Source organism: Pseudosulfitobacter sp. DSM 107133 (assembly GCF_022788695.1).
In the GTDB taxonomy this organism is placed as follows: domain Bacteria; phylum Pseudomonadota; class Alphaproteobacteria; order Rhodobacterales; family Rhodobacteraceae; genus Pseudosulfitobacter.
On record NZ_CP085155.1, the window covers coordinates 257,063 to 277,642 of the forward strand.

15 protein-coding genes are annotated in these 20,580 nt (G+C 57.8%); 7 read left to right on the top strand and 8 right to left on the bottom strand.

Translation table 11 applies throughout. The annotated features are described in order from the left end of the window. Positions 1–15: 15 nt before the first annotated feature. Positions 16–4,134: a DUF4214 domain-containing protein gene (locus DSM107133_RS18980; protein ID WP_162792121.1), complete on the bottom strand. Its 4,119-nt coding sequence runs from the start codon at positions 4,132–4,134 to the stop codon at positions 16–18. A 72-nt stretch (positions 4,135–4,206) separates the two neighbouring features. Between DSM107133_RS18980 and DSM107133_RS18985 the strand changes: the two genes are divergently transcribed. After that, positions 4,207–4,377, top strand: coding sequence for a hypothetical protein (locus DSM107133_RS18985; RefSeq protein WP_162792122.1), 171 nt, complete (start codon positions 4,207–4,209; stop codon positions 4,375–4,377). Here DSM107133_RS18985 and DSM107133_RS18990 read toward each other — a convergent pair. Beyond that, complete coding sequence (locus DSM107133_RS18990) at positions 4,351–6,993, bottom strand: DUF4214 domain-containing protein (protein WP_162792123.1); 2,643 nt, start codon at positions 6,991–6,993, stop codon at positions 4,351–4,353. The two genes, DSM107133_RS18985 and DSM107133_RS18990, sit on opposite strands and share 27 nt — an antisense overlap. A gap of 515 nt (positions 6,994–7,508) precedes the next feature. Here DSM107133_RS18990 and DSM107133_RS18995 point away from each other — a divergent pair. From DSM107133_RS18995 to DSM107133_RS19005, 3 genes are all read left to right on the top strand, one after another. Beyond that, complete coding sequence (locus DSM107133_RS18995) at positions 7,509–10,700, top strand: PAS domain S-box protein (RefSeq protein ID WP_114294784.1); 3,192 nt, start codon at positions 7,509–7,511, stop codon at positions 10,698–10,700. Between the two features lie 363 nt (positions 10,701–11,063). Next, the gene (locus tag DSM107133_RS19000) at positions 11,064–12,503 is read left to right on the top strand and encodes an ATP-binding protein (protein WP_240310622.1); all 1,440 of its coding nucleotides are present in this window, start codon (positions 11,064–11,066) and stop codon (positions 12,501–12,503) included. A 12-nt stretch (positions 12,504–12,515) separates the two neighbouring features. Then, on the top strand, positions 12,516–12,890 hold the full coding sequence (locus tag DSM107133_RS19005) for a response regulator (protein ID WP_114294786.1): 375 nt from the start codon (positions 12,516–12,518) through the stop codon (positions 12,888–12,890). A gap of 207 nt (positions 12,891–13,097) precedes the next feature. Here the strand turns inward: DSM107133_RS19005 and DSM107133_RS19010 are convergent, their stop codons facing one another. Genes DSM107133_RS19010 through DSM107133_RS19025 form a run of 4 tightly spaced genes read right to left on the bottom strand, consistent with a single transcriptional unit; the run spans position 13,098 to position 15,210 of the window. Next, positions 13,098–13,448, bottom strand: coding sequence for an Hpt domain-containing protein (locus DSM107133_RS19010; RefSeq protein ID WP_205387873.1), 351 nt, complete (start codon positions 13,446–13,448; stop codon positions 13,098–13,100). Continuing rightward, entirely contained in the window at positions 13,448–14,422 is a 975-nt protein-coding gene (locus DSM107133_RS19015) for a response regulator (RefSeq protein ID WP_114294787.1), read from the bottom strand. The genes DSM107133_RS19010 and DSM107133_RS19015 overlap by 1 nt, the downstream gene beginning before the upstream one ends. Positions 14,423–14,440: 18 nt before the next feature. Continuing rightward, complete coding sequence (locus DSM107133_RS19020; protein ID WP_243253569.1) at positions 14,441–15,016, bottom strand: IS630 family transposase; 576 nt, start codon at positions 15,014–15,016, stop codon at positions 14,441–14,443. After that, positions 15,013–15,210 (bottom strand): hypothetical protein, encoded by a 198-nt coding sequence (locus DSM107133_RS19025; RefSeq protein ID WP_114294110.1) that lies wholly within the window; start codon positions 15,208–15,210, stop codon positions 15,013–15,015. The genes DSM107133_RS19020 and DSM107133_RS19025 overlap by 4 nt, the downstream gene beginning before the upstream one ends. Between DSM107133_RS19025 and DSM107133_RS19030 the strand changes: the two genes are divergently transcribed. After that, on the top strand, positions 15,204–15,533 hold the full coding sequence (locus tag DSM107133_RS19030) for a hypothetical protein (RefSeq protein WP_243253607.1): 330 nt from the start codon (positions 15,204–15,206) through the stop codon (positions 15,531–15,533). The two genes, DSM107133_RS19025 and DSM107133_RS19030, sit on opposite strands and share 7 nt — an antisense overlap. Before the next feature lie 211 nt (positions 15,534–15,744). On the opposite strand, the gene DSM107133_RS19035 is transcribed toward DSM107133_RS19030, so the two are convergent. Both DSM107133_RS19035 and DSM107133_RS19040 read right to left on the bottom strand, forming a co-directional pair. After that, entirely contained in the window at positions 15,745–16,722 is a 978-nt protein-coding gene (locus DSM107133_RS19035; RefSeq protein WP_240310652.1) for a response regulator, read from the bottom strand. Positions 16,723–16,924: 202 nt separating this feature from the next. Further along, the gene (locus tag DSM107133_RS19040; protein ID WP_114295116.1) at positions 16,925–17,683 is read right to left on the bottom strand and encodes a DeoR/GlpR family DNA-binding transcription regulator; all 759 of its coding nucleotides are present in this window, start codon (positions 17,681–17,683) and stop codon (positions 16,925–16,927) included. Between the two features lie 218 nt (positions 17,684–17,901). Between DSM107133_RS19040 and glpD the strand changes: the two genes are divergently transcribed. Then, on the top strand, positions 17,902–19,482 hold the full coding sequence (gene glpD / locus DSM107133_RS19045) for a glycerol-3-phosphate dehydrogenase (RefSeq protein ID WP_114295117.1): 1,581 nt from the start codon (positions 17,902–17,904) through the stop codon (positions 19,480–19,482). Positions 19,483–19,491: 9 nt separating this feature from the next. Then, a complete protein-coding gene (locus DSM107133_RS19050; RefSeq protein ID WP_114295118.1) occupies positions 19,492–20,580 on the top strand; it encodes an ABC transporter ATP-binding protein in 1,089 nt (362 codons plus the stop codon).

The window sequence follows — 20,580 nt, forward strand, 5'->3', positions numbered from 1 at the left end:
CGTTTTCGCATCTCGTCAGATGTTAAAGCGCGCGCGGCTGACTTCGGCCAGATTGCTGTCCTTGAAGGTGATAGCCTGACCTGCATGGTTAAAGACCACATCAGCACCTTGCTGTGTCATCTTGCCGAGCACATCCGCTTTGGAGGCAAAGCCAAAACCAGACAATTGCAGATTGTCCCACGGCTCGAAGCCATGGATGGTGTCATTGCCGCCTTGACCTGCGCGGAACACAAAGGTGTCAGACCCGATACCACCGTTCATCGTGTCGTTTCCTGCACCGCCTTCAATCACGTCGTTCCATTCGCTGCGGGCTTTGCGCATGAATGCATCCAATCCGACTTCGGTATTGCGACGGTATTCACCTGAATCCGAAAACCCGACCATGATCTGCTCGCGGGTGCCACCACCATCCAGGAAGTCGCTCCAGCCTTTCAGACCACCGGCATCAGCGGTCCGACCCAGGACGTTCTGGTACAGCAACTCGATGAATTCGACGTTCTCAAGTGCGCCGTAGGTGGCTTGAAATTCTTTACTGTTCACAAATCCGCTGGCAACGCGTTCGATGTCATGGGTTCCTGCATTCATGGCATTAAACCAGCCCTCAAATCCTTCGGCATTGGGCATGCGGTCGAAAGCTGCGCCATACATGCGATAGACTTGGCCTGACCGTTCGATATGAACGCGCGAGTCCGGGTCCAGGACAGATGCGCTTTCATCTGACAGGATCTGGTTTCCAGCGTTGCCGCGCAATATGCTGGCATCGTTCGGGTTGCCTGTGATCACGGCTGCGCCCGAGCTTGCGCCAAAGGCGGCTTCCGGTCGAATTCCGAATTTTTCACTCAGGTTGCTGAACTCGCGGCTGCCGGTAAAGCCCTTGAGTACCTCAGCCCGGTCAGCGCCGTCAGATAGCTTTGCCATCCAGGCGTTGAAGCCACCTGTATCTGCTGCGCGGTTGAAGAAGGCAGCATAAAGCGTGTTGACGTATTCGGCATCGCTCGTATTGCGGTTAACAAACTCTTTGCTGTTGATGAAGCCGCGCGCGATGTTTTCACCAGCCAGAACGCCGGTGGCAAGGTTGTCCACCCAATAGTTCGAGCCTGTCGGATCCGAGAACCGCCCGAGGATTGTCTCGTAGAACCGTTCGACAAAATCGCTGATGTTATGCAACGACTGGTTGTTCTGATAGGCTGCGGTGCGATAACTGTCCGAGACGACATCATAGGGGGTCTCCCAACGGTAGATGACCGCCTGATCCTGTGACACGGTGGTCCCGCCCGAAATGATGTCAAGCCGCCCGTCGCCGTCGATATCCTTGACGACCGGCGCCCCGGCATAGGTGTTGAACACCTGATCGGCGCGGGTGAGGCTGGAAAGCTGGGTGCCATCGCTGTCGAGGATAATGGTTTGCGACCCCATGCTGATAAGGATCTCCAGATCGCCATCGGCATTGTCGATATCGACCACAACGGGTTGGCGTGCGATTGGCAATTCGCGCGCTTCGCCCGTCAATGGCCCGTCTTTGTAGATGGAAGGGGCGGCTTCAAAAAGCTGCTGTCCATTGGCATTCCATGCGTAAACATAGCCCTTGATGGTTGTGGCGATGATTTCCAGTGTGCCATCGCCATCAAGGTCAGCCAGCACAGGTGCTGCAAGGGTCTGCCCATTTGTTTCGAGCGTATATTTCAATGAACCGTCGGCATTCCATACCTTGATGTGTTGCCCACGTTCGTCCTGGAAGAAGTTCGAGGTTCCCAACACGATTTCAAGTTTGCCGTCGCGGTCGAGATCGGCAATCTTGGGGTTCGACCAAAGCGGTTGTTCCGAGAATTTACCACGGAACTCCGCATCGCTGGAATTCTGCACCTCATCGGTCCAGCCTTCGATGTTGGCCTGCGCGTAGTTCGACAGAACGTGCAAAATGCCGCCTTGGGTCGTAATGCCCGCATTGCCGTTGTCGGTGATGTCCGCAGGAACAATCAGTTCGTAAAGACCGTCGCCGTCAAGATCTGCAATCCCCGGAGAGGTGGAGGTTGTGTCGTGAAGGTTGAATTCCATTTCCAGCGTGCCAGTGGCACCGTCAACCACATACAACCGGTGATCCCAAGAGGTGAACAAAACTTCGCGTTTGCCGTCGGCGTCGATATCAAAGATACGCGGCGTGCCATAGACTCCTTCGGGTCGTCCGTCGGGGCCATCTTCAACCTTGTCCAAAGCAGTGCCGAAAATGTCGCGAGTCTGGAAAAACCAGAGCTCGTTGCCTTCGGCATCGAGCGCATAAACGCCGCCCTTGTCACCGGGCTGGCCGGGAGATTCAAATTCGACAGCGTTGTCGCCGCCAACGCCGATGACGATATCAATCTTGTTGTCACCGTTCACATCCGAAAAGACTGCCTGGGTCGAAACGGAGGTGGAATTGTATTTTTTGCCGGTGCGGCTGTCGAGACCGTCAATCGCAGCAAAGGTTTTGGTCCATTTTACGGTTCCGTCATCTTCCAGAACGATCAGACCGGCAGGGCGAAGTTCATTGCCCTGCGCGTCAAGCGTCTTGGACGTTCCAACAAAGATCTCGTCCAGACCGTCATTGTCGATATCATAGGCCGACACGGACGCGAAACGCACCGGGCCAAAGTCCAGCTTCTGCGACCATGTGTTGACCGGCAGGTCGGTTTCGAGTGTGTATTTCATCGCCACGCCATTGGGCGTGGTGCCATTGGGATAGGCAGGCGCCGAAACCTGAAGATAGTAGATTCCGCTTTCATTGGCCAGGAAACTGATCCGTTCGGTGCCGCCGCTGACGTTGTTCGCCTGTACCTGATTTCCGTTGGCATCAAATAGCACCATGTTCAGCTCATCCGCCGCCATGGGATCACCGCTGCCGGTCGAGGTCATGGCAAAGTTCAATTCGCCCGGTCCGGTGACAATCTGAAACCAGTCCTGCCCGCTGCCCACAACCTGTTGCGTGCCCGATGTCAGGGGCGTTGCGGTTTCGAGGGTTTCACCGGGGTTGTTCGGCCCGCGCACTTCGGCCTCGGGCAGGTCCACATCAAGCGTATAGCTCAGCCGGCTGCCATTGGGCGCGCCATCGGGAAACCCGTGGGCGTAGACCTTGACGAAATATTCGCCGTCTTCGGGCAACACATAAGTGATTTTCTCGGCGCTGGTGCCGGCGGTCATGCTGGTTTCGTACACAGTGGTGCCGTTGGCGGCATACAGGATCATGTCCAGATCAGCCACCTTGCCCGGGACATCCGGCCCCGCGGCGAGCGTCAGGACAGTCTGGCCAGACAGACTGTCAATCTTGTGCCAGTCCACATTCGAGCCGTGAAAGATACTGGTGCCTTCCGCCAGGGTCGCGGCTCCGGAAATGACGTCGTTGGCCTCGCTCACATCTGCGACGGGCAAGCTGATATCGAGCGTATAATCCAGCTTGATTCCGCCCGAAGTGGCGTTCGGTGCGCCGGCCCAGAATACTTTGATAAAAAAGTCGCCACCCGTGGGCAGGTTGTAGTTTACCGTCTCGCGCCCCGTAGACGTATCGGAAGGTGCGGCCACGACACGGCCCAGACTGTCATAAAGCAGCACATTCAGGTTCTCGGGGTTCGCGCCCGCGTCTGTGGTCAGATCGACCGTCACCTGGCCTGAGACGCTGTTGACGCGAAACCAGTCCACAGCCGCGCCCTGGATGCTATGGCTGCCTGCGGTCAGCGTTTGCGCGGTTGCCTGCGTCTCGTTGCCGTCAACGGCGCTGGCATCGGGCAGGCTGACGTTCAGCGTATAGCTCATTTGCAGGTCTACGGGCGGATTTTCAACAAACTGTGCGGTTGTCACGCGCAGATAATAGGTGCCGTCCTGAGACGCCAGAGGACTAAAGCTTTCGGTGGCGTTGGTCTTGAAGTCTGCCTGAATTGCCTGTCCGGCGGAATTGAACAGCACCATCGCCAGATCACGCGCTTCACCCTCTTGCGACATGGTGAAAATCATCTCGCCCGCGCTTACATCCAAGCGGTACCAGTCGACGCCATCGCCCTGAATTTCATACTGTCCGCTTGACAGTTGCGCCGCAGTTTCAAGCGTTTCGTTCGAGTCAAAACTGGTGACTGCCAGCGTGCCAACGCCGTCTTCAAAAATATCCATGTGCTGTAAAGTACCCTCTGCCCGACTGCCCCGCGCGCGGCATGACATGTAATGTAAGAAATTGATTTGCGTATGAGCCACGCTATTGATGAATATTTTGATGGCATTCTTGCGGCATCCCAACGAAAAAGTGAATCCAATCCGAATTACCAGTGCATTGTGGCCAATCTGCCCGAAACTGCGTCTGCAATTGCGACTTTACGACTGGTGCTGCAATCACAGCAGGACAAGCATCTCTTGTGATACATCCACCAGTTGAGAATCCAGAAATGTCACCCTGACCTCCTGATCCTCAAAGACCACGTTGCTGCCCACCTGTTCGAACTGCGCAAGCGCAGCGTTTTCGCTGCCATAGCCGAAACCCTGCAATTCAATCCGGTCCCAGGCCTCCAGATCAACCACCACATGCGCGCCGCCGTCAAAAGCTGCAAAGACAAAAGTGTCGGACAGGGCGCCGCCATACAGCACGTCGTGACCGCCACCTGCTTCCAGCCGGTCGTTTTCGCCCAGATTGCGCAGGTATTCGGTCAGCGCATCAGCTGTACCTTTGATCAACTCGGCCGATTGGGCAAATCCGCGCACAACATCCGGTCGGCTGTAGGTGCCATCGCGCAGCAAGGCCAGCCAACTGTTCAGACCGGCGCTGTCCGGGGCGCGATCCAGCACGTTGTTATACAGCAGCGTGACGAACTGCCGGTCGTTGGTATCGCCATAGGTGTTCTGGAACTCCGCCGAATTGACAAAGCCCGCAGCGACCTGCGCATAGCTCCAGTCGCCTGCCATCCGTTCGGACCAGCCCAGCAGCCCGGCTTCATCGGGATCACGGTCCAGCGTGGCGCGGTACAGACGGAACACATCATCCACCAGCGCGGCCTGATAGCCCGCAAAGCTCATGCGCAGACTGTCGGCTTCGGTTGCGGCCTTGAACTCGCCCGACTCCGAAAACCCGCGCACCACTTCCGCACGGTTCAGGGTGCCGTCGCCAAGGTGGCCGGTCCATGCCGCCAGCCCCGCCGCATCCGGCGCACGGTCCAGCACGTTGTTGTACAAAAGCGTGACAAACCCTTCGTCGGTTGTGGCCCCGTAGGTGCGCTGGAACTCTGCCGAGCCGACAAACCCCGAGATCACATCCAGCAAGCTTTGTGATCCATCGGCCAGCGCCGTGGTCCAGCTTTTGTGTCCGGTCTCGTCGGGGTCGCGGTCCAGCGTGGCCCGGTACAAACGAAAAACCTGCCCCGCCGGGTCGTCAAAGCGGGCGTCCACCGCTTCGCCGCGCAACATGTCATCGCCTGTTCCGCCGACAAGCACATCGTCCCCACCGGTGCCAATCAGCCTTTGCGCTTGCGGAGTCAGTGGCGCAGTGTCGATGTGCCACAGCCCCATCAGGTCTGTCAGGTGGAAATCGGATTGCTTCAGCGACCGGCCATCATCGCTGAACAGGTGCAGTTCTTCGCCCTGAAAGAAGATCTTGATCCCATTGGATGTGCTCTGAAACCGGAAGGCATCCAAAGAATAGGCCCGCCCCATGCCCGACAGGTCGATGGTGTCCACACCCAGCTGAAAATCGGTGATGATGTCGCGGCTGCCATCGGCCCTGAAAATAAACGTGTCGGCACCCTCGCCCCCGGTCAGCCGGTCTGCGCCCCTGCCGTCGGTCAGGATATCGTCGCCGCCCCGCCCGTCCAGCACGTTGTCGGCACCGTTGCCTTGCAGGATGTCATCGCCATTGGTGCCGGTGCGGTTGGCGTTGCTGGCTGTGGCGGTCACAACCGACCCCAGATTGCCCAGATCCACCGCCAGTTCGCTGACCCGCAGCCCGCCTTCCCCCGAGGCAAAGATGCGCAGCACGCCGTTCTCAAGCAACATGCTCAGCCCGGTGACATCTTCCAGCGCCATGTCCATGCTGTCTGCGATGGTGTCCAGATGCACCAACCGCCCGTCCGGCAACAGGGTCAGCAGCGACAGCCCGTCATCGCCGCCGCCCGCCACGATGAACACACGCCCATCGGTTTCGATCACTTCAAGCTGGGTCAGCGCCTGAAAACGCGTGTTCATATCGTCGTTGACCTGATCCACCAGCGTCAGCTTGCCGGTTGCTTCCAGCTGCATTACCGAAATCGACGATGTGCCCGCGCCCGCCATCAGCACAAATGTCCTGCCGCCCGTCTGCACGACTTCGACGGCTGTCGGGTTGGCCACAGGCAGACCGCTTTGTGCGTCCAGACAATGTGTCAGCTGCACCTGACCGCCCGCGCTGACCTGCAACAGGTGCACCGCATTGCTTTGCGCCGACAGTGTCAGCAGCCATGTGGCCCCATGCGCCGCAACCTGCGCCATATCCGCCACATCGCGCGCGCCGGCGCTTGCGCCCAGATCCAGCGTTGCCTCGAATTCCCAGCTGCCGTCGGCGCGCTCTTGCCAGCAGGTCACGCCGTCGCGGTCCTGACCGGCGGTAAAGACCAGAACCTTGCCGCCCGCCGCCTCGATCCGCTCAAAACAAGTGATGCGCGTGGCGTCTGTCGGCAAGGACACGCTTTGTGCCACGCGGCCATGGGAATTCAGAACATGGGCCGTCATCGCCACGCCCTGCGGGCCAAATGACAACAGCGCCAAAGCGCCATCGTGCAGCCCCAGCTCCAGCCGTCCGGGCGCTGTCAGCCCGTCGCCCGAGTCCACAAACACGCGGTGCAACAACGAGAAATCGGTGTCGGGCTTGCGGATCTCGATCCACTGCCCGTCAGCGCTGATTGTGGCCACCCGCGCGCCGTAATTGCAGGTGAAAGATACAAGATCACTGATGCCCGACACGAATGCATCGGAACCGCCGGCACGGGTGCCGACATGTGTAAGATAAGCCACCCCCGGCCCCCTTTTTGATAGACAGGCCCACCCCTGAGCCCGTGCCATCTGTCTAGGGGGCAGCTGTTAATACGCTCGAAACGAACGGTGGCGGAAATGAGGCGCTTGCGTAAAAGTCGACAGAAGTAAACGCCGGGAAAACCGTTCATGGTTTTGTAACTGTGCCGGCCTTGTCGAAACTGGGGGAAGGTGGCGGAGCGCTGGCGAGACTGCGCAACGCACAACTCTGCTTCAGGTTGTCAGGATTTCACAAGAACCATGGCGACATGCACGCCTGGCCGAAGTTGGACTGTCATGAAAATGCCACTTTAACTTGTGAGATTCACACAGGAAAACTGTGACTTATTTTGCCCACCTCCTGTAAATGAGGCGCGGCGAAAGGCATTAATATTAGACAGACATAGGCATATTCTGTATCAACCAGAGATAGCCATCTGCGGTCGCGCCCGAAAAATGTGGTAACAACATGTCGCGCAACGATTGTCAGGCTAACGCAAACAGGACAGGCCCCTTCAGTGCGCAAGCTGGATATTCTACTTATCGCTTTGTTCACGTTGATAACCGTGGGCCTGGCAACACTGCGCTATCAGACCTCGCAAAACGCCGCCGAGACAGAGTTTTCACGGCTGACAGCGGATGGAATGGAAGCGCTTGACACGCGTATGGAGGGCTATGTTCATAGCCTGACCGGCGTGGCCGCTTTTATTGGTGCATCCCAAACTGTCAGCCCGACTGAGTTTGACGCCTATGTCGGATCACTGAAGATCTCAGATTATTTGCCCGGTATTCTGGGAATGGGACTGATCGAGTCTGTGTCCGACGCCGCGCTTGACGATTTCGAAACAATGCGCCGGAACTTCGGTCAGGCAGGGTTTGATGTGCATCCCGAGGTTGATGCGCACGAACATTTCATCATCACCCTTATCGCGCCGCTTGAACGTTACCGGTCAATTCTGGGGTTGGATCTGCGATTTAACGAAGCCCGCTCGCAAGCTTTGGAAGACGCCCGCGAACTTGGCAGGCCACAACTGTCACAGCGTATCAGCCTGGTGCAGGGCGATCCGTCACGGGTCGCTTTCATGCTGGTGATGCCGGTTGAGAAAAGGGCAGGGCTTACACACGATATGTGGGTCTATGCGCCCTTTGTCGGGGCGGACATTCTGTCCTACCTGACACCAAGCCAGGGCGGCAGTTACGAAATCACGGTCTATGACGGTGACAATACCGATGCGGAAAACCTGATATTTTCCTCGGCCTCCGAAGGGAAGAAGGCGGGTGCGTTCTCCCGGATCTATCGGACGACCAATTGGGGGCGTCCCTGGACCATCGTGTTCCGCAGCACGCCTGCCTACGATTTCCTGTTCAAGAAATATGCCCATATCCTGATCCTGATCGCCGGGGCATTGCTGATTTCGATGCTGTATATCGCCTTGCGCAGCCTGCGCCTGCGTGGCGAGGCCCTGAGCGAAGTTGCCGAGATGCGCGCGCGCAAGCTGGACGCACAGGAGGATGAGAAAAGCTCGATCCTTGAAAACGCGGTGTCGGCGGTGTTCATATTGGATGGCGAAAGCAAAGTGCTGTCCGCCAATACGGCGGCGCTTGAGATGTTCGGCTATGACGCCGACGAAATGCCTGCAAAAGACTTTGTGTCACTGGTGCGCCCCGATCCCGAACGCAAGCCGCATGATCGCCACAACGCGCTTGGCCGCACCAAAGAGGGCACGCGCCTGTTGCTGGATGTGCAGCGCAATGACTGGAAATCCTTCGACGGCCACGTGCGCAAGACGATCATCGTCCACGACCTGACAGACGAGATACGCACCCAGAACGAACTGAAGAACACCAAGACATTGTACGACCTGGCCCTGCAAGGCGCGCAGATTGGCGTGTTCGACGTGGATCTGGTGAATGGAACCTCAGAGGTGTCCGACACATGGTGCCGGATCATGGGGCTTGATCTGGGCGCACATGACGCCGACACGCAGTCGCTGTTCATGGACCGTGTCCACCCCGACGACCGGCACATTATGGACGAAGCCGATGCCGGATGTGTCCGTGGCGACACCGAAAGGTCGATTTCCGAATACCGCGTCCGCTTTGACACGCCGGATGGCGTTGTGTGGCGCTGGATGAAATCCGACGCCATCGTTGTTGCCCGTGACAAGAACGGCCGCGCCACACGGCTGATCGGGACGCAAACCGATGTGACCGACCTGCGCCATTCGCGCAACGCGCTTGAAGCCAGCGAAAAACGGTTCCGCAATGTACTGGCCGTTGCACCTGTCGGCATGGTCATGATGGACGACCAAAGCAACATCACTGGCGTAAACAACGCCTTTTGCACGGTCAGCGGCTATTCCGAAGAAGAGCTGTTGGCCCCCATGCGCATGGCAGACCTGATCCCGCCGGACGGGCGGGGGCCGATCTATCGCGCGGTGGCCGAAATGGTCGAGGCGCGTGCCGAGCTGTATCAGGGTGAACATCAGGTGCTGCATTCCAGCGGCGAGTTGCGCTGGTGTTATTTCCGGGTCAGCTGGGTCTATGACAAGAACCAGGACCGCAATTTCTATGTCGCGCAGGTTCTGGACATTACCGATCAGAAAAAGATCGAGCAGATCAAGAACGAGTTCGTGGCAACGGTCAGCCACGAATTGCGCACGCCGCTGACCTCGATCAAGGGGGCGCTGGGGCTGATCAGCGCCACCGCCGGCGACAACCTTCCACCTGCGATGCTGCGGCTGGTGGACATTGCCACAACAAACGTCGACCGGCTGACATCAATCGTCAACGACATTCTGGATCTTGAAAAAATCTCGTCGGGCGAGGTGACATTCAATTTTGACAATGTCGATATGGGCGCGTTGATCCACGATACAGTGACCGAGCTTTCGCCCTATATCAAAAACCACCATGCCATTGTCGAAACAGACCTGCCTGACACCGCAGTGCAGATCTATGCCGATCCGGGGCGCACCAAGCAGGTTCTGGTGAACCTTCTGTCGAACGCCTGCAAATACTCGCCCGATAACAGCACCGTGCGGATCAAGACCGAAGTGGTGAACGGCATGGCCATCGTCTATGTCCAGAACGAAGGTCCGGGCATTCCGGAACAGTTCCGGTCGCGCATCTTCAAAGCGTTTTCGCAAGCCGATAGCTCGGACACCCGCGCCAAGGGCGGCACCGGGTTGGGCCTGAACATCACCCGCCAGATTGTCACCCGTCAGGGGGGCGAGATTGGTTTCGAAAGCGTGCCCAATCGGGTCACGGTGTTCTGGTTTACCTGCCCGCTGGCCACCCCTCAGCAGGTCGCGCCCGAAACTGTGCCACAACTGCCAGAGCCCATGGCCAAACGCGCCCGGATCAAGGTTCTGCATCTGGAAGACGATCTGGATTTCGCAGAAGTCATAGATTCGGGTCTTGGCAAGGTTGCCGACGTAAGCCACGCCAGAAATATTGCCGAGGCCCGCAAGCGGCTGAAAGATGAACGCTTTGACGTGATTATCCTGGATTGGACCCTGCCGGACGGGGACGCATCCGAATTGCTTGATGAGGTGTACAATCGGGACAAAAATGTCAGATTTGTGGCGTTGTCCGCCGATGGCAGCCGTAGCGACGACAGCCGTCTTTCGGCCAATCTTGTTAAATCGCGTACTGATCTGGCAGACATTTCAGCCCGTATTTTAGGGCTCGAAGCGCGCGCATCATGACCTTCTGGCAAAGGGGCTGTTCCGGATAATCGACATTGCCCTATTTTTGCCAATTTGCATTGCGATAGATGATACACCGCATGTGTGGTCGCGGTATTAATCAGTACAGTATGCCGGTAAGCGGCGTTCTTGAGTTCAGGGATGATGAGTGTGTTAAGTGAAGGGTTTACCGAAAAAACGGGCGTTGGCTTCGTTGTCGGCAGTGCATTGGCAATTGGGTGGTACGCGGCAAGTTCCTCCTTTCTGACAGGCACCGCAGCTGCGAGCCTTCCGATCATTGGCGCGATAGCTTTGGCGGGTCTTACCCCTGCTGCGCTGTCACGGTTCAATCTGCGTCGCGTAACAACGGGGCGCGCGTTGTCTATGGCACAGCGTCTGGGGGCATTGGACCGTCATGCGATGGTCAATATCGTCAATGAAAAACACCAGTTAAGCGAAGTGAACGACCTGTTTCTTGAAAGAACCGGGTACACGCGCGACGAGCTGGTCGGTGAACAGGTTTTGAAAATTTACGATGCCACCAACCGTTCGGTGGCGCTTCAGATTCGCACGGCCTTGCAGCGCGGCGAACTCTGGCAGGGTGAAACGCCTCTGCGCCGCAAGGATGGCTCGGTTATCTACACTCACAGCACAATTGTGCCGTTGTTTGACGCCAAAGGCGCATGGAAAGGCTCGATTTCCGTGCGCACCGACATTTCGCGCACGCGGCAGCTGCTGGCTGAACGCGATGTGGCCGAAAGCTTGCACGAACTGCGCGACGATATTTGGATCGTGCACGCCGAGAGTGAAAAATTCGCTTACGTCAACGCTGCGGCCCGCCGTCGTCTGGGCTGGAAGAACGAAGAGATCGAGCAGCACGCCCTGGGCGAATTCTCCCAGGATCCTGGCGGCAAGGCCATTCGGGCCGCATGTCGCCGTTTGGTAGAGCGTCATGAAACCTCGGTGCAGTTCGAAGAAACGCTGCTGGGTGTACCGTTCCACATCAGCATCAAGTTCGTGCAGAACGACCATGAAAAGGCACGCTTCCTGATTGTTCTGAACGACATCTCGGCGCGGCTTGAGCAGGAACGCCGGCAGGGCGAGTTTATCTCGACTGTCAGCCACGAACTGCGCTCGCCGTTGACGTCGATCAAGGGCGCGATGGGGTTGATGTTGTCCAACGCCACGGGCGATCTGCCCGGCAAGGCGATAAGCCTGCTGGAAATTGCGCACCGCAACGCTGACCGGCTGGTTCTGATCCTGAACGACATTCTGGACCTTGAAAAGATTTCGGCCGGCAAGCTGGAATTCACTCTGGACGACGTCGACCTGAGCGATCTGGTCCGCGAAACCCAACAGGCCAATGCCACGATCGGCCAGCGTTTTGCCATCAAAATGGAAATTGAGGGTGCGGATGCCCCCATGCCAGTGACCACCGATCCCAACCGCGTGATGCAGGTGCTGAACAATCTTGTGTCCAACGCCTGCAAGTTTTCGAAAGCCGGTGACACGGTTGCGATCCGTATCCGCGACGAAGGCGAACATATTCGCATTTCTGTACGCGATCAGGGGCAGGGGATCCCGCTGGAGGATCAGCACAAGATTTTTGAAAAATTTGCTGATCTTGCAAATTCGTCCCGCGCGACCAAGGGCGGAACAGGTCTGGGTCTGAGTATTTGCAAGGCAATTGTCCAGAACCTCGGGGGCACCATCGGCTTCAACAGTCAGGAAGGTGTCGGCACGACATTCTACTTTGTTTTACCCAAGCAACATCCTATAAAGGCCGAAACCAGCAACGAGCCTAAATTGCGTGTGGCCTCTTGATTGGAGTAGAATATGATTAAAATACTGCATGTAGAAGACGACGCCGACATTCGGGAAATTGCCCAGCTCGCGCTTGGCCTGTCCGACGATTTCGAGGTTGTGCAAAGCGCCTCGGGCGAGGAAGCCTTGTTGGTGGTTCAGGCCTTTACACCTGATGTATTGTTGCTGGATGTGATGATGCCGGGCATGACCGGCCGTCAGACGCTTGAAAAATTGCGCCAGATTCCCGCGCTGGAAAAAACTCCGGCGATTTTCATGACCGCACGGGCGCAAAACGCCGAGGTTGAAGAGCTGCGCGCGCTGGGTGCGGCCGAGGTGATCAGCAAGCCCTTTGATCCTATGTTGTTGGGCGATCAGATCAAGGCCGCGCTCAAGGCTTTTGCCTGAGGTCGGCGGCAATCATTGCGATGATGTGACAGGCATCCACCCTATGGTGGGTGCCTTTTTTGTGCCCGCATCATCATACAGGGGCGCAAAGCTCTGCACATCAAGGCGCGCACCAGGCATTCACAGGCAAGCCTGCGTCTGCGTGAACCGCAACGCAAAACCGCGCCGGACTGCGGCGCGGTTTCTGGTCAGCTCCGGGTCCAGACCCTAGCGCAGTAAACCCTTGCATTGTTCTACAAACTCGTCGATCTGCACCAACAGTGCATCAGGGCACAGTGCCAGATCATTGTCGGGACCGTTCAGATGCGAAATGATGTCATTCTCGCAGGTGCGTGCCGCGATCCCCAGATCATCAAATCCAAGCGAACCGGCGGTGCCCGCGATCTGGTGCAGAATGTCACGCGCCGCCGCCAGATTTCCGTTCACCTCTTCCAGTGACAGGCTTTCGTAAGCCAGTACCGCGTGGTGTGCGATGCTTTGCTGGCGCGTCACCAGAAGGTCAAGAAACCGTTCCCGGATCTTTTCCAGCCCCGAGACCATGTCCATAGTGCCATCCATTATGCGCGCTGCGGCTCGGTCAGCCAAAAGTCGTGACGGTTGCGTTCGTATTTGATTGCCGCATCCTTGGCGCTGGAATGGGCTTCGCCCAAGGCATCCATCACCGCGTTTCCGCTTTTCCAGATCATGCGCACTGCATCACCGGTGCTGACGCGCGGTTCCAGTGGCTCGCCTGCGTTGTTGAACATCTCCATGCGCGACAGCGCAAGGTTCACATCGTCCATCAGCAGTTCGGGGTCGGGCCGCCAGCCGCTTTCGGTAACACAAACAAAGGTGCCGTCGCCGCCATAGGACATCAGGAACTGATGCGATGCCAATGTGTCCGAGATCACCTCGGCCACATCCGTGATCAGACTGTTGAATTCAAAGGCGTTCAGCGCTGCATGAAACCCCTCGATGTTGCGTATCGAAAAGCCGAACGCAGTGGACCCGAACAGCGCATTGCGCGTCAGCTGGGCCACATAGTTTTCCATCGCAATGAAATCAATCACGTTGTCCACGTCATAGACGGACAGCGGTTCATGCAGCTCCAGCGTCTGGGGGATCGCCGCGACGGTCTTGGCGGCAAAGATTTTCTTGGTACGGGATTGGCGCGTGGCGGCCAGTTTTTCGACCATGCCGACGCGCGCGCGCAGCTCGTTCACTTCAAACGGCTTGGTCACATAGTCGGTGGCGCCAGCCTTGAAGGCGGCGTCGATATAGCGTTTTTCGGACATGGCGGTCACCATCAGCACCGGCGTGTCGGCATAGCGTGCCATGTCGCGGATACGGGTCATCAATTCAATGCCGTCCATCTGCGGCATCTGGATATCCAGCATGAAACAATCAAACGGTGCCGCGCCTGGTCGCTTGAGAACTTCCAGAGCTTCGGGGCCGGATTCAGCAGTTGTCAGTTCGTGTTCGCCAATAGCCGCGACAAACTGCGTTAACAGCTCGAGAATGATGGGATCATCGTCCACAGCAAGAATACGCACCGTTAAAGCATTTCTAATTTAACCTGAGGCATATCCGGCAGCCTGAAAGTAGTTTGTACACTCCTGCGGGGAGTACATTGCGCAGATTTCGCCAAGGGCTTCGAACACCGAGGTGAATGATCGCGCACTGATGCGTCTGAGGTGAGCCTTCAATTTGGAGAAAGCCAACTCAATCGGGTTCAGGTCTGGCGAATATGGCGGCAGATAGAGGAACCAGCATCCATGAGCCTTGAGCGCCGCAGCGGCTTCTTTGTTGTGATGCGTCGCGAGGTTGTCGAGAACCACGGCTGTGCCTGGCGCGATCTCAGGGATCAGGACCTTTTGCACATAGGCCGCGAAGGCAGGACCATCCATCGCGCCTTTGATCACCCAAGGTGCGATCAGAGACTCATGTGTTAGCCCCGCAATCAGGGTTTGGGTTCCCCAACTGCCGAAGGGCGCATCCATCGTCAGGCGTTCGCCACGCGGGGCCCAGCCGCGCAGCCGGGCGAGGTTCGTTTTGACCGCTGTTTCATCAAGAAAGACAACGCGTTCCGGCATCCGCGCAATGGCTGGCAAACGGTGTGTGAACCAGTCCTCACGTCGTCGCCTCACCTTGGCACGGTGACGTTCGGTAGCGACCAGTGACTTTTTTTGTGCGTGAACCCGAGACGCTTTAGCAGATGCCCGATAGCAGAGTGCTGGACCTGCAGTCCGGTTGCATCAGCAAGCGCATCACGCAGCTCAAACAGTGTGATATCAGGGTCTTGAGCAATCAACTCTTCGAAAAAACCAACATGGGGTGCCAATTTTCCTGACCCTTTTGGACGACCCTGTACGGCAGGATCAGCCCGGCCCGTCGTTTGGATCTGATGCCGCCACCGGGCGCCCGTTGCTGGCGACAGCTTCAAGCGTGCTGCCGCCGCTCGCCCGCTTAACCCTTCCTCAATATATCTCTGAAACCGCGCACGTAGCGCTGATGGCAAAGGTGCTGACATTGTTCATCCTCCCAAACAGGATGAATCACAATCAGGCCAGTTTGGGAATCCCCAGCGATTCAGGTTTTGTTAGAAACGCTTTAGTCTCCATTTTCTTGATCGTCAGAGGGCCGCTTGCCCCCACAACTCAATAACAACCCTACGGGGAAAGGTGGCATGAATAGGGCAAATAGCGAAACAATAGAAGAAATTTTTAAAAAATTGTATCTCTTGGCCGGGATAGTTGACACTTAAGACGTGAAGCTGGCCAGGCCTCAAGACGGATTCAGAAACAATTGCGCGACGGTTGCGGGCCCGTTGCCTGCAACCGTCGTTGGTATTTTCGATAGGTCTGTTGCCAATTGCCTAGTCGCGTGCGTCAACATAGCTTTCAAATTTGGCGAACAGGTTGGTTTCTTCTTCTTCCACGCTTTCACGGAAAGGGTCGGTTTTCAGGCTGGTTTCACGCAGCTTTTCGCTGGCCGACATTCCTGACCAATAGCGTTGGTTGCCCACTGAATCTATGCGCACCTTGGGTGGTTGCTTGATCTGGCTGGTTTCATCGTCCCAGTTGCGTTTCAGATCTTCCGTCATGGTGCGTCGCAGTTTGTTCAGGTCCAGACGTCTGCGCCCGATGGTCAGGCCCAGGAACCGTCCCGATCCGACATAGGCCACATGCGCGGCAAAACCGTTCAGTGAATCCAGTGTGATTTCGGCAAGCTGTTCGATCGCATTGCGAAAGGCGGGGGCCGACACCGTGGCGTGTGCGGTTTTCATGCCCTGCGCTTCGACACTGAACAGGTTCATCGCATAGCAACCGGTTTGCAAACGCAGCAGATGGTTTTCCATTTCCAGCAAGTTCGACATGCCCGGCACGTCCAGCTTGAACGCTTCTTCAAAGCGCACCTTGACCAATGCGGTCAGCTCGCCCAGCGTATGCTGTGCTTCGCGTTCGCGCAGAAGGCTGGCGTTCAGCAGGCCCGCAGAGTTGATCCGCGCGCCCAGTTCGACACCTTCCAGCGGCTTCGAGATGTAATCGGTGGCACCTGCGAAGAACGCGCGCTGCATCAGGCCCGCTTCGCGGCTGGCCGTCATCATCAGGATCGGCGTGCTGCGATATGCGGCACAGGCACGGATCATTTCGCACATTTCAATCCCGTCAACACCCGGCAGCATGATGTCCACAAGGAAACAATCAAACAGCCGCGGCGACTCGCGCACAATGTCCAAAGCTTCCTCGGCCGATGCGGCACAGGTCAGCAGGTAGTTTTTTTCTTCGGTCAGGCTGCCGCGTAGCAGGTCCAGAATGACCGGATCGTCATCCACAGCAAGGATATGCATCATAGGTTTCATTCCTCAAATTCGTTTCTACCGCTGGCAGAAATTGATCTGCTTTAAGTTGTTCTTAAGACGTCAGGAAAACGGGGCATTTTTGAGACGCATTCGCGAAAAATTAGTGTCGCCGGACGGATTACGGCAATGATTGCGCTGAAAGTCGCCAATAGACCGGGTTGCAAGCCGTCAATTGTGGCAGCATTGCGTTCAACTATGCGTAGAGAACCTTTGTACCGACACTTTCGCAGAATTCGGCGCAGGCCGTCGAAAGGGGTTGATTGGTAAAGAACACATCAACCTCGGCCATCGACGCGATGCGGGCAGGGGCCTTGCGTTCGAACTTGGATCCGTCCGCCACAAGAAACACTTCTTCTGAATGGGCGATGATGGTTTTGCTGACGCCCACCTCCTGAATGTCAAAGTCCATCAGATCGCCGTTGTCACGCAGCGCCGAACAGCTGATCACCGCATGATCGAACTGGAACTGGCGGATCGTCTGTGTCGCCAGATCCCCGATCAACCCGCCATCAGACCGGCGCAGGTTGCCGCCTGTCACCACCACTTCGACGCTGGGGTTTTGCGACAGGATCATGGCAATGTTGATATTGTTGGTCACAACCAGCAGGCCCTGATGATGCAGCAATTCGGCGGCAACGGCTTCGGTTGTGGTGCCGATGTTCAGAAAGACCGAGCAATCATTGGGGATCTGGCGGGCGCAGATGCGCGCAATGTCGACTTTCGCGGCCTGATTCAGCTCGCGGCGTTCACTATACCCGATGTTGGTGGTGGTGGATGGCAGCACCGCGCCGCCATGCACCCGTTCCAGTTTGCCGGAATCTGCCAGCTCGGTCAGGTCGCGGCGAATGGTCTGCGGGGCGACACCAAAGTGATCGACCAGCCCGTCAACCGTCACACGGCCTTCGCGGCGCGCGATCTTGATAATCTCCGGTTTGCGCAAGGATTGACTCATTTTGCCTCCCAAATCTTCGCGAATCGATCAACACGACCTGCGCTATTGTGCGGTTTTCCCCGTGTACTTGTAAATTGCCGCGCGTTTCTGCGTGAAATTAGGTTTGATTTCAGCTTGTTGGCAAAAAACGAGCAGAAACGAACATTTTTACCTTCCAAACGCGCGTGAAACTTGTAACCTCCCCTCCAAGCGGCGGTAACGTCGCAGGGGAGGCTTTGATGAAACCAGACTGTGACCTGTTGATTATCGGCGGCGGCATCAACGGATGTGGCATTGCGCGTGACGCGGCGGGCCGTGGGTTGTCGGTCTGTCTGGCCGAGATGAACGATATTGCCTCGGCAACCTCTGCGTCTTCGACCAAGCTGTTTCACGGCGGTCTGCGCTATCTGGAATATTTTGAACTGCGTCTGGTGCGCGAGGCGCTGATCGAGCGCGAAGTGTTGCTGCGCGCGATGCCGCATATTGCCTGGCCGATGCGCTTTGTTCTGCCCTTTCACGACTCTGCCCGCTTTGACATGACCACGCCCACGTCGAAACTGCTCAGCGTGGTGATGCCGTGGATGCGGGGCCGCCGCCCGGCCTGGCTGATCCGTCTGGGGCTGTTCCTGTATGACAATCTGGGCGGGCGCAAGATCCTGCCCGGCACGTCCAGGCTGGACCTGCGCAGCGCACCCGAGGGGCGGCCGCTGGACCCGAAGTTTGAAAAGGCATTCGAATATTCCGACTGCTGGGTCGAGGATTCACGTCTGGTGGTTCTGAACGCCCGCGACGCCGAAGCGCGCGGCGCACGGATCATGACGCGCACCAAGGTCATCAGCGCCACGGTGGTCGATGGCCTGTGGCAGGTGACCCTGCAAGAGGGCGACACAACCCGCACCATGACCGCCAGGATGGTGGTGAATGCAGCCGGCCCATGGGTGGGCGACGTGCTGCGCGGCACGCTGAAAAGCAATTCGCAAAGCGGCGTGCGTCTGGTGCGTGGCAGCCATATCGTGACCAAGCGGCTGTTTGACCACGACAAATGCTATTTCTTTCAGGGCACCGACGGGCGGATTATCTTTGCGATCCCCTACGAGACCGACTTTACCCTGATCGGCACCACCGACATGGACCATACGGATGCGGATGTGAAACCGCAGATCACGCCCGAGGAACAGTCGTATCTGATCGACTTTATCAACGGCTATCTGGCGAAACCGATTTCCGACGCGGATGTGGTGTGGACCTATTCCGGTGTGCGTCCGCTCTATGATGACGGTGCCAGCAGCGCCAGCGCGGCCACCCGCGACTATGTGATCAAGACCGACACCAGCCGGGGCGCACCGGCCCTCAGCGTTTTTGGCGGCAAGATCACCACCTACCGCCGGCTGGCCGAAACCGCGATGGAACAGATCGCGCATCATTTCGATGGGGTCGACAAGGTCTGGACCGCAGGCGTGCCGCTGCCCGGTGGCGACTTTCCGGTGGACGGGGTGGACGATCTGGTAACGGGCCTGAAGCAGGCGTTTCCCTTCCTCACCGACCGCTGGGCGCTGCGACTGGTGCGCGCCTATGGCACCGAGGCAGCCGAGATGTTGCAGGGGGCCAAGACGCCCGCTGATCTGGGAACGGATTTCGGCGCGACACTGACAGCCAGCGAAGTCGCATGGCTGATGCAAAAGGAATATGCGCGCACCGCACAGGATGTGGTCTGGCGGCGCAGCAAGCTGGGCTTGCGGATGGATGCAGCGGACATCGACCGCTTGCAGGAATGGATTGAGGCGCATGCGCAGCAGGCAACTGCCGCAGCGGCGCAATAGGGGGGCGACATGACGCTTGAGTTCAAAAACGTGTCGAAGGTGGTGAACGGCGAGGTGCACATTCACCCCACCGACCTGACACTGGAACGCGGCACGATGAACGTGCTTCTGGGGCCGACCTCGTCGGGGAAAACATCGTTGATGCGGCTGATGGCCGGTCTGGATGCACCCACCACGGGCCGCCTGTTCTGGGAAGGTCAGGACGTGACCGGCATGCGCGTGCAGGACCGCAAGGTGGCGATGGTTTACCAGCAGTTCATCAACTACCCGTCGATGACGGTTTATGACAACATCGCATCCCCCATGCGGCTGATGGGCAAATCGAAATCCGAAATTGACGTGGCGGTGAAACAGGCCGCCGATCTGATGCAGCTGGGTCCGTTTCTGGACCGCAAACCGTTGGAGCTGTCGGGCGGGCAACAACAGCGCTGTGCGCTGGCGCGCGCGCTGGTCAAGAATGCGGGGCTGGTGCTGCTGGATGAACCGCTGGCCAACCTCGACTATAAACTGCGCGAGGAATTGCGCGTCGAGATCCCGAAGATCTTTGAGGAATCCGGTGCGGTCTTTGTCTATGCCACCACCGAACCCGAAGAGGCGCTGCTGCTGGGCGGCAATTGCGCGACCCTGTGGCAAGGCCGCGTAACCCAGTTCGGCCCCACGCCGCATGTCTACCGCCAGCCGGTTGATGCAACCACCGCGCGGGTGTTCAGCGATCCGCCGATGAATTTCATGACCATCAGCAAGACCGGCGGCAGCCTGATGTTTGGCACTGGTCAAACCGCAGCGGCCACCGGCCCGCTGGCCGATCTGGCCGACGGGCGCTATCTGGCGGGCTTCCGGCCCAACCACCTTGAAATTGCGCACCACGCCGAGGGCGCCTTGCAATTCGACGCCCGCGTGATCGTTACCGAGCTGACGGGCTCCGAAACCTTTGTCCACCTCGACCACCACGGCGACACATGGGTGGGGCTGGTGCACGGCGTGCATGACCTGAAACCGGGGGCGGAACAGGCGGTGTTCCTGAACCCCGCCCACGTCTACATTTTCACCGAAGCCGGCGACCTAGTTGCGCCCGCTTCTTATGCATTGGCGGCTTGA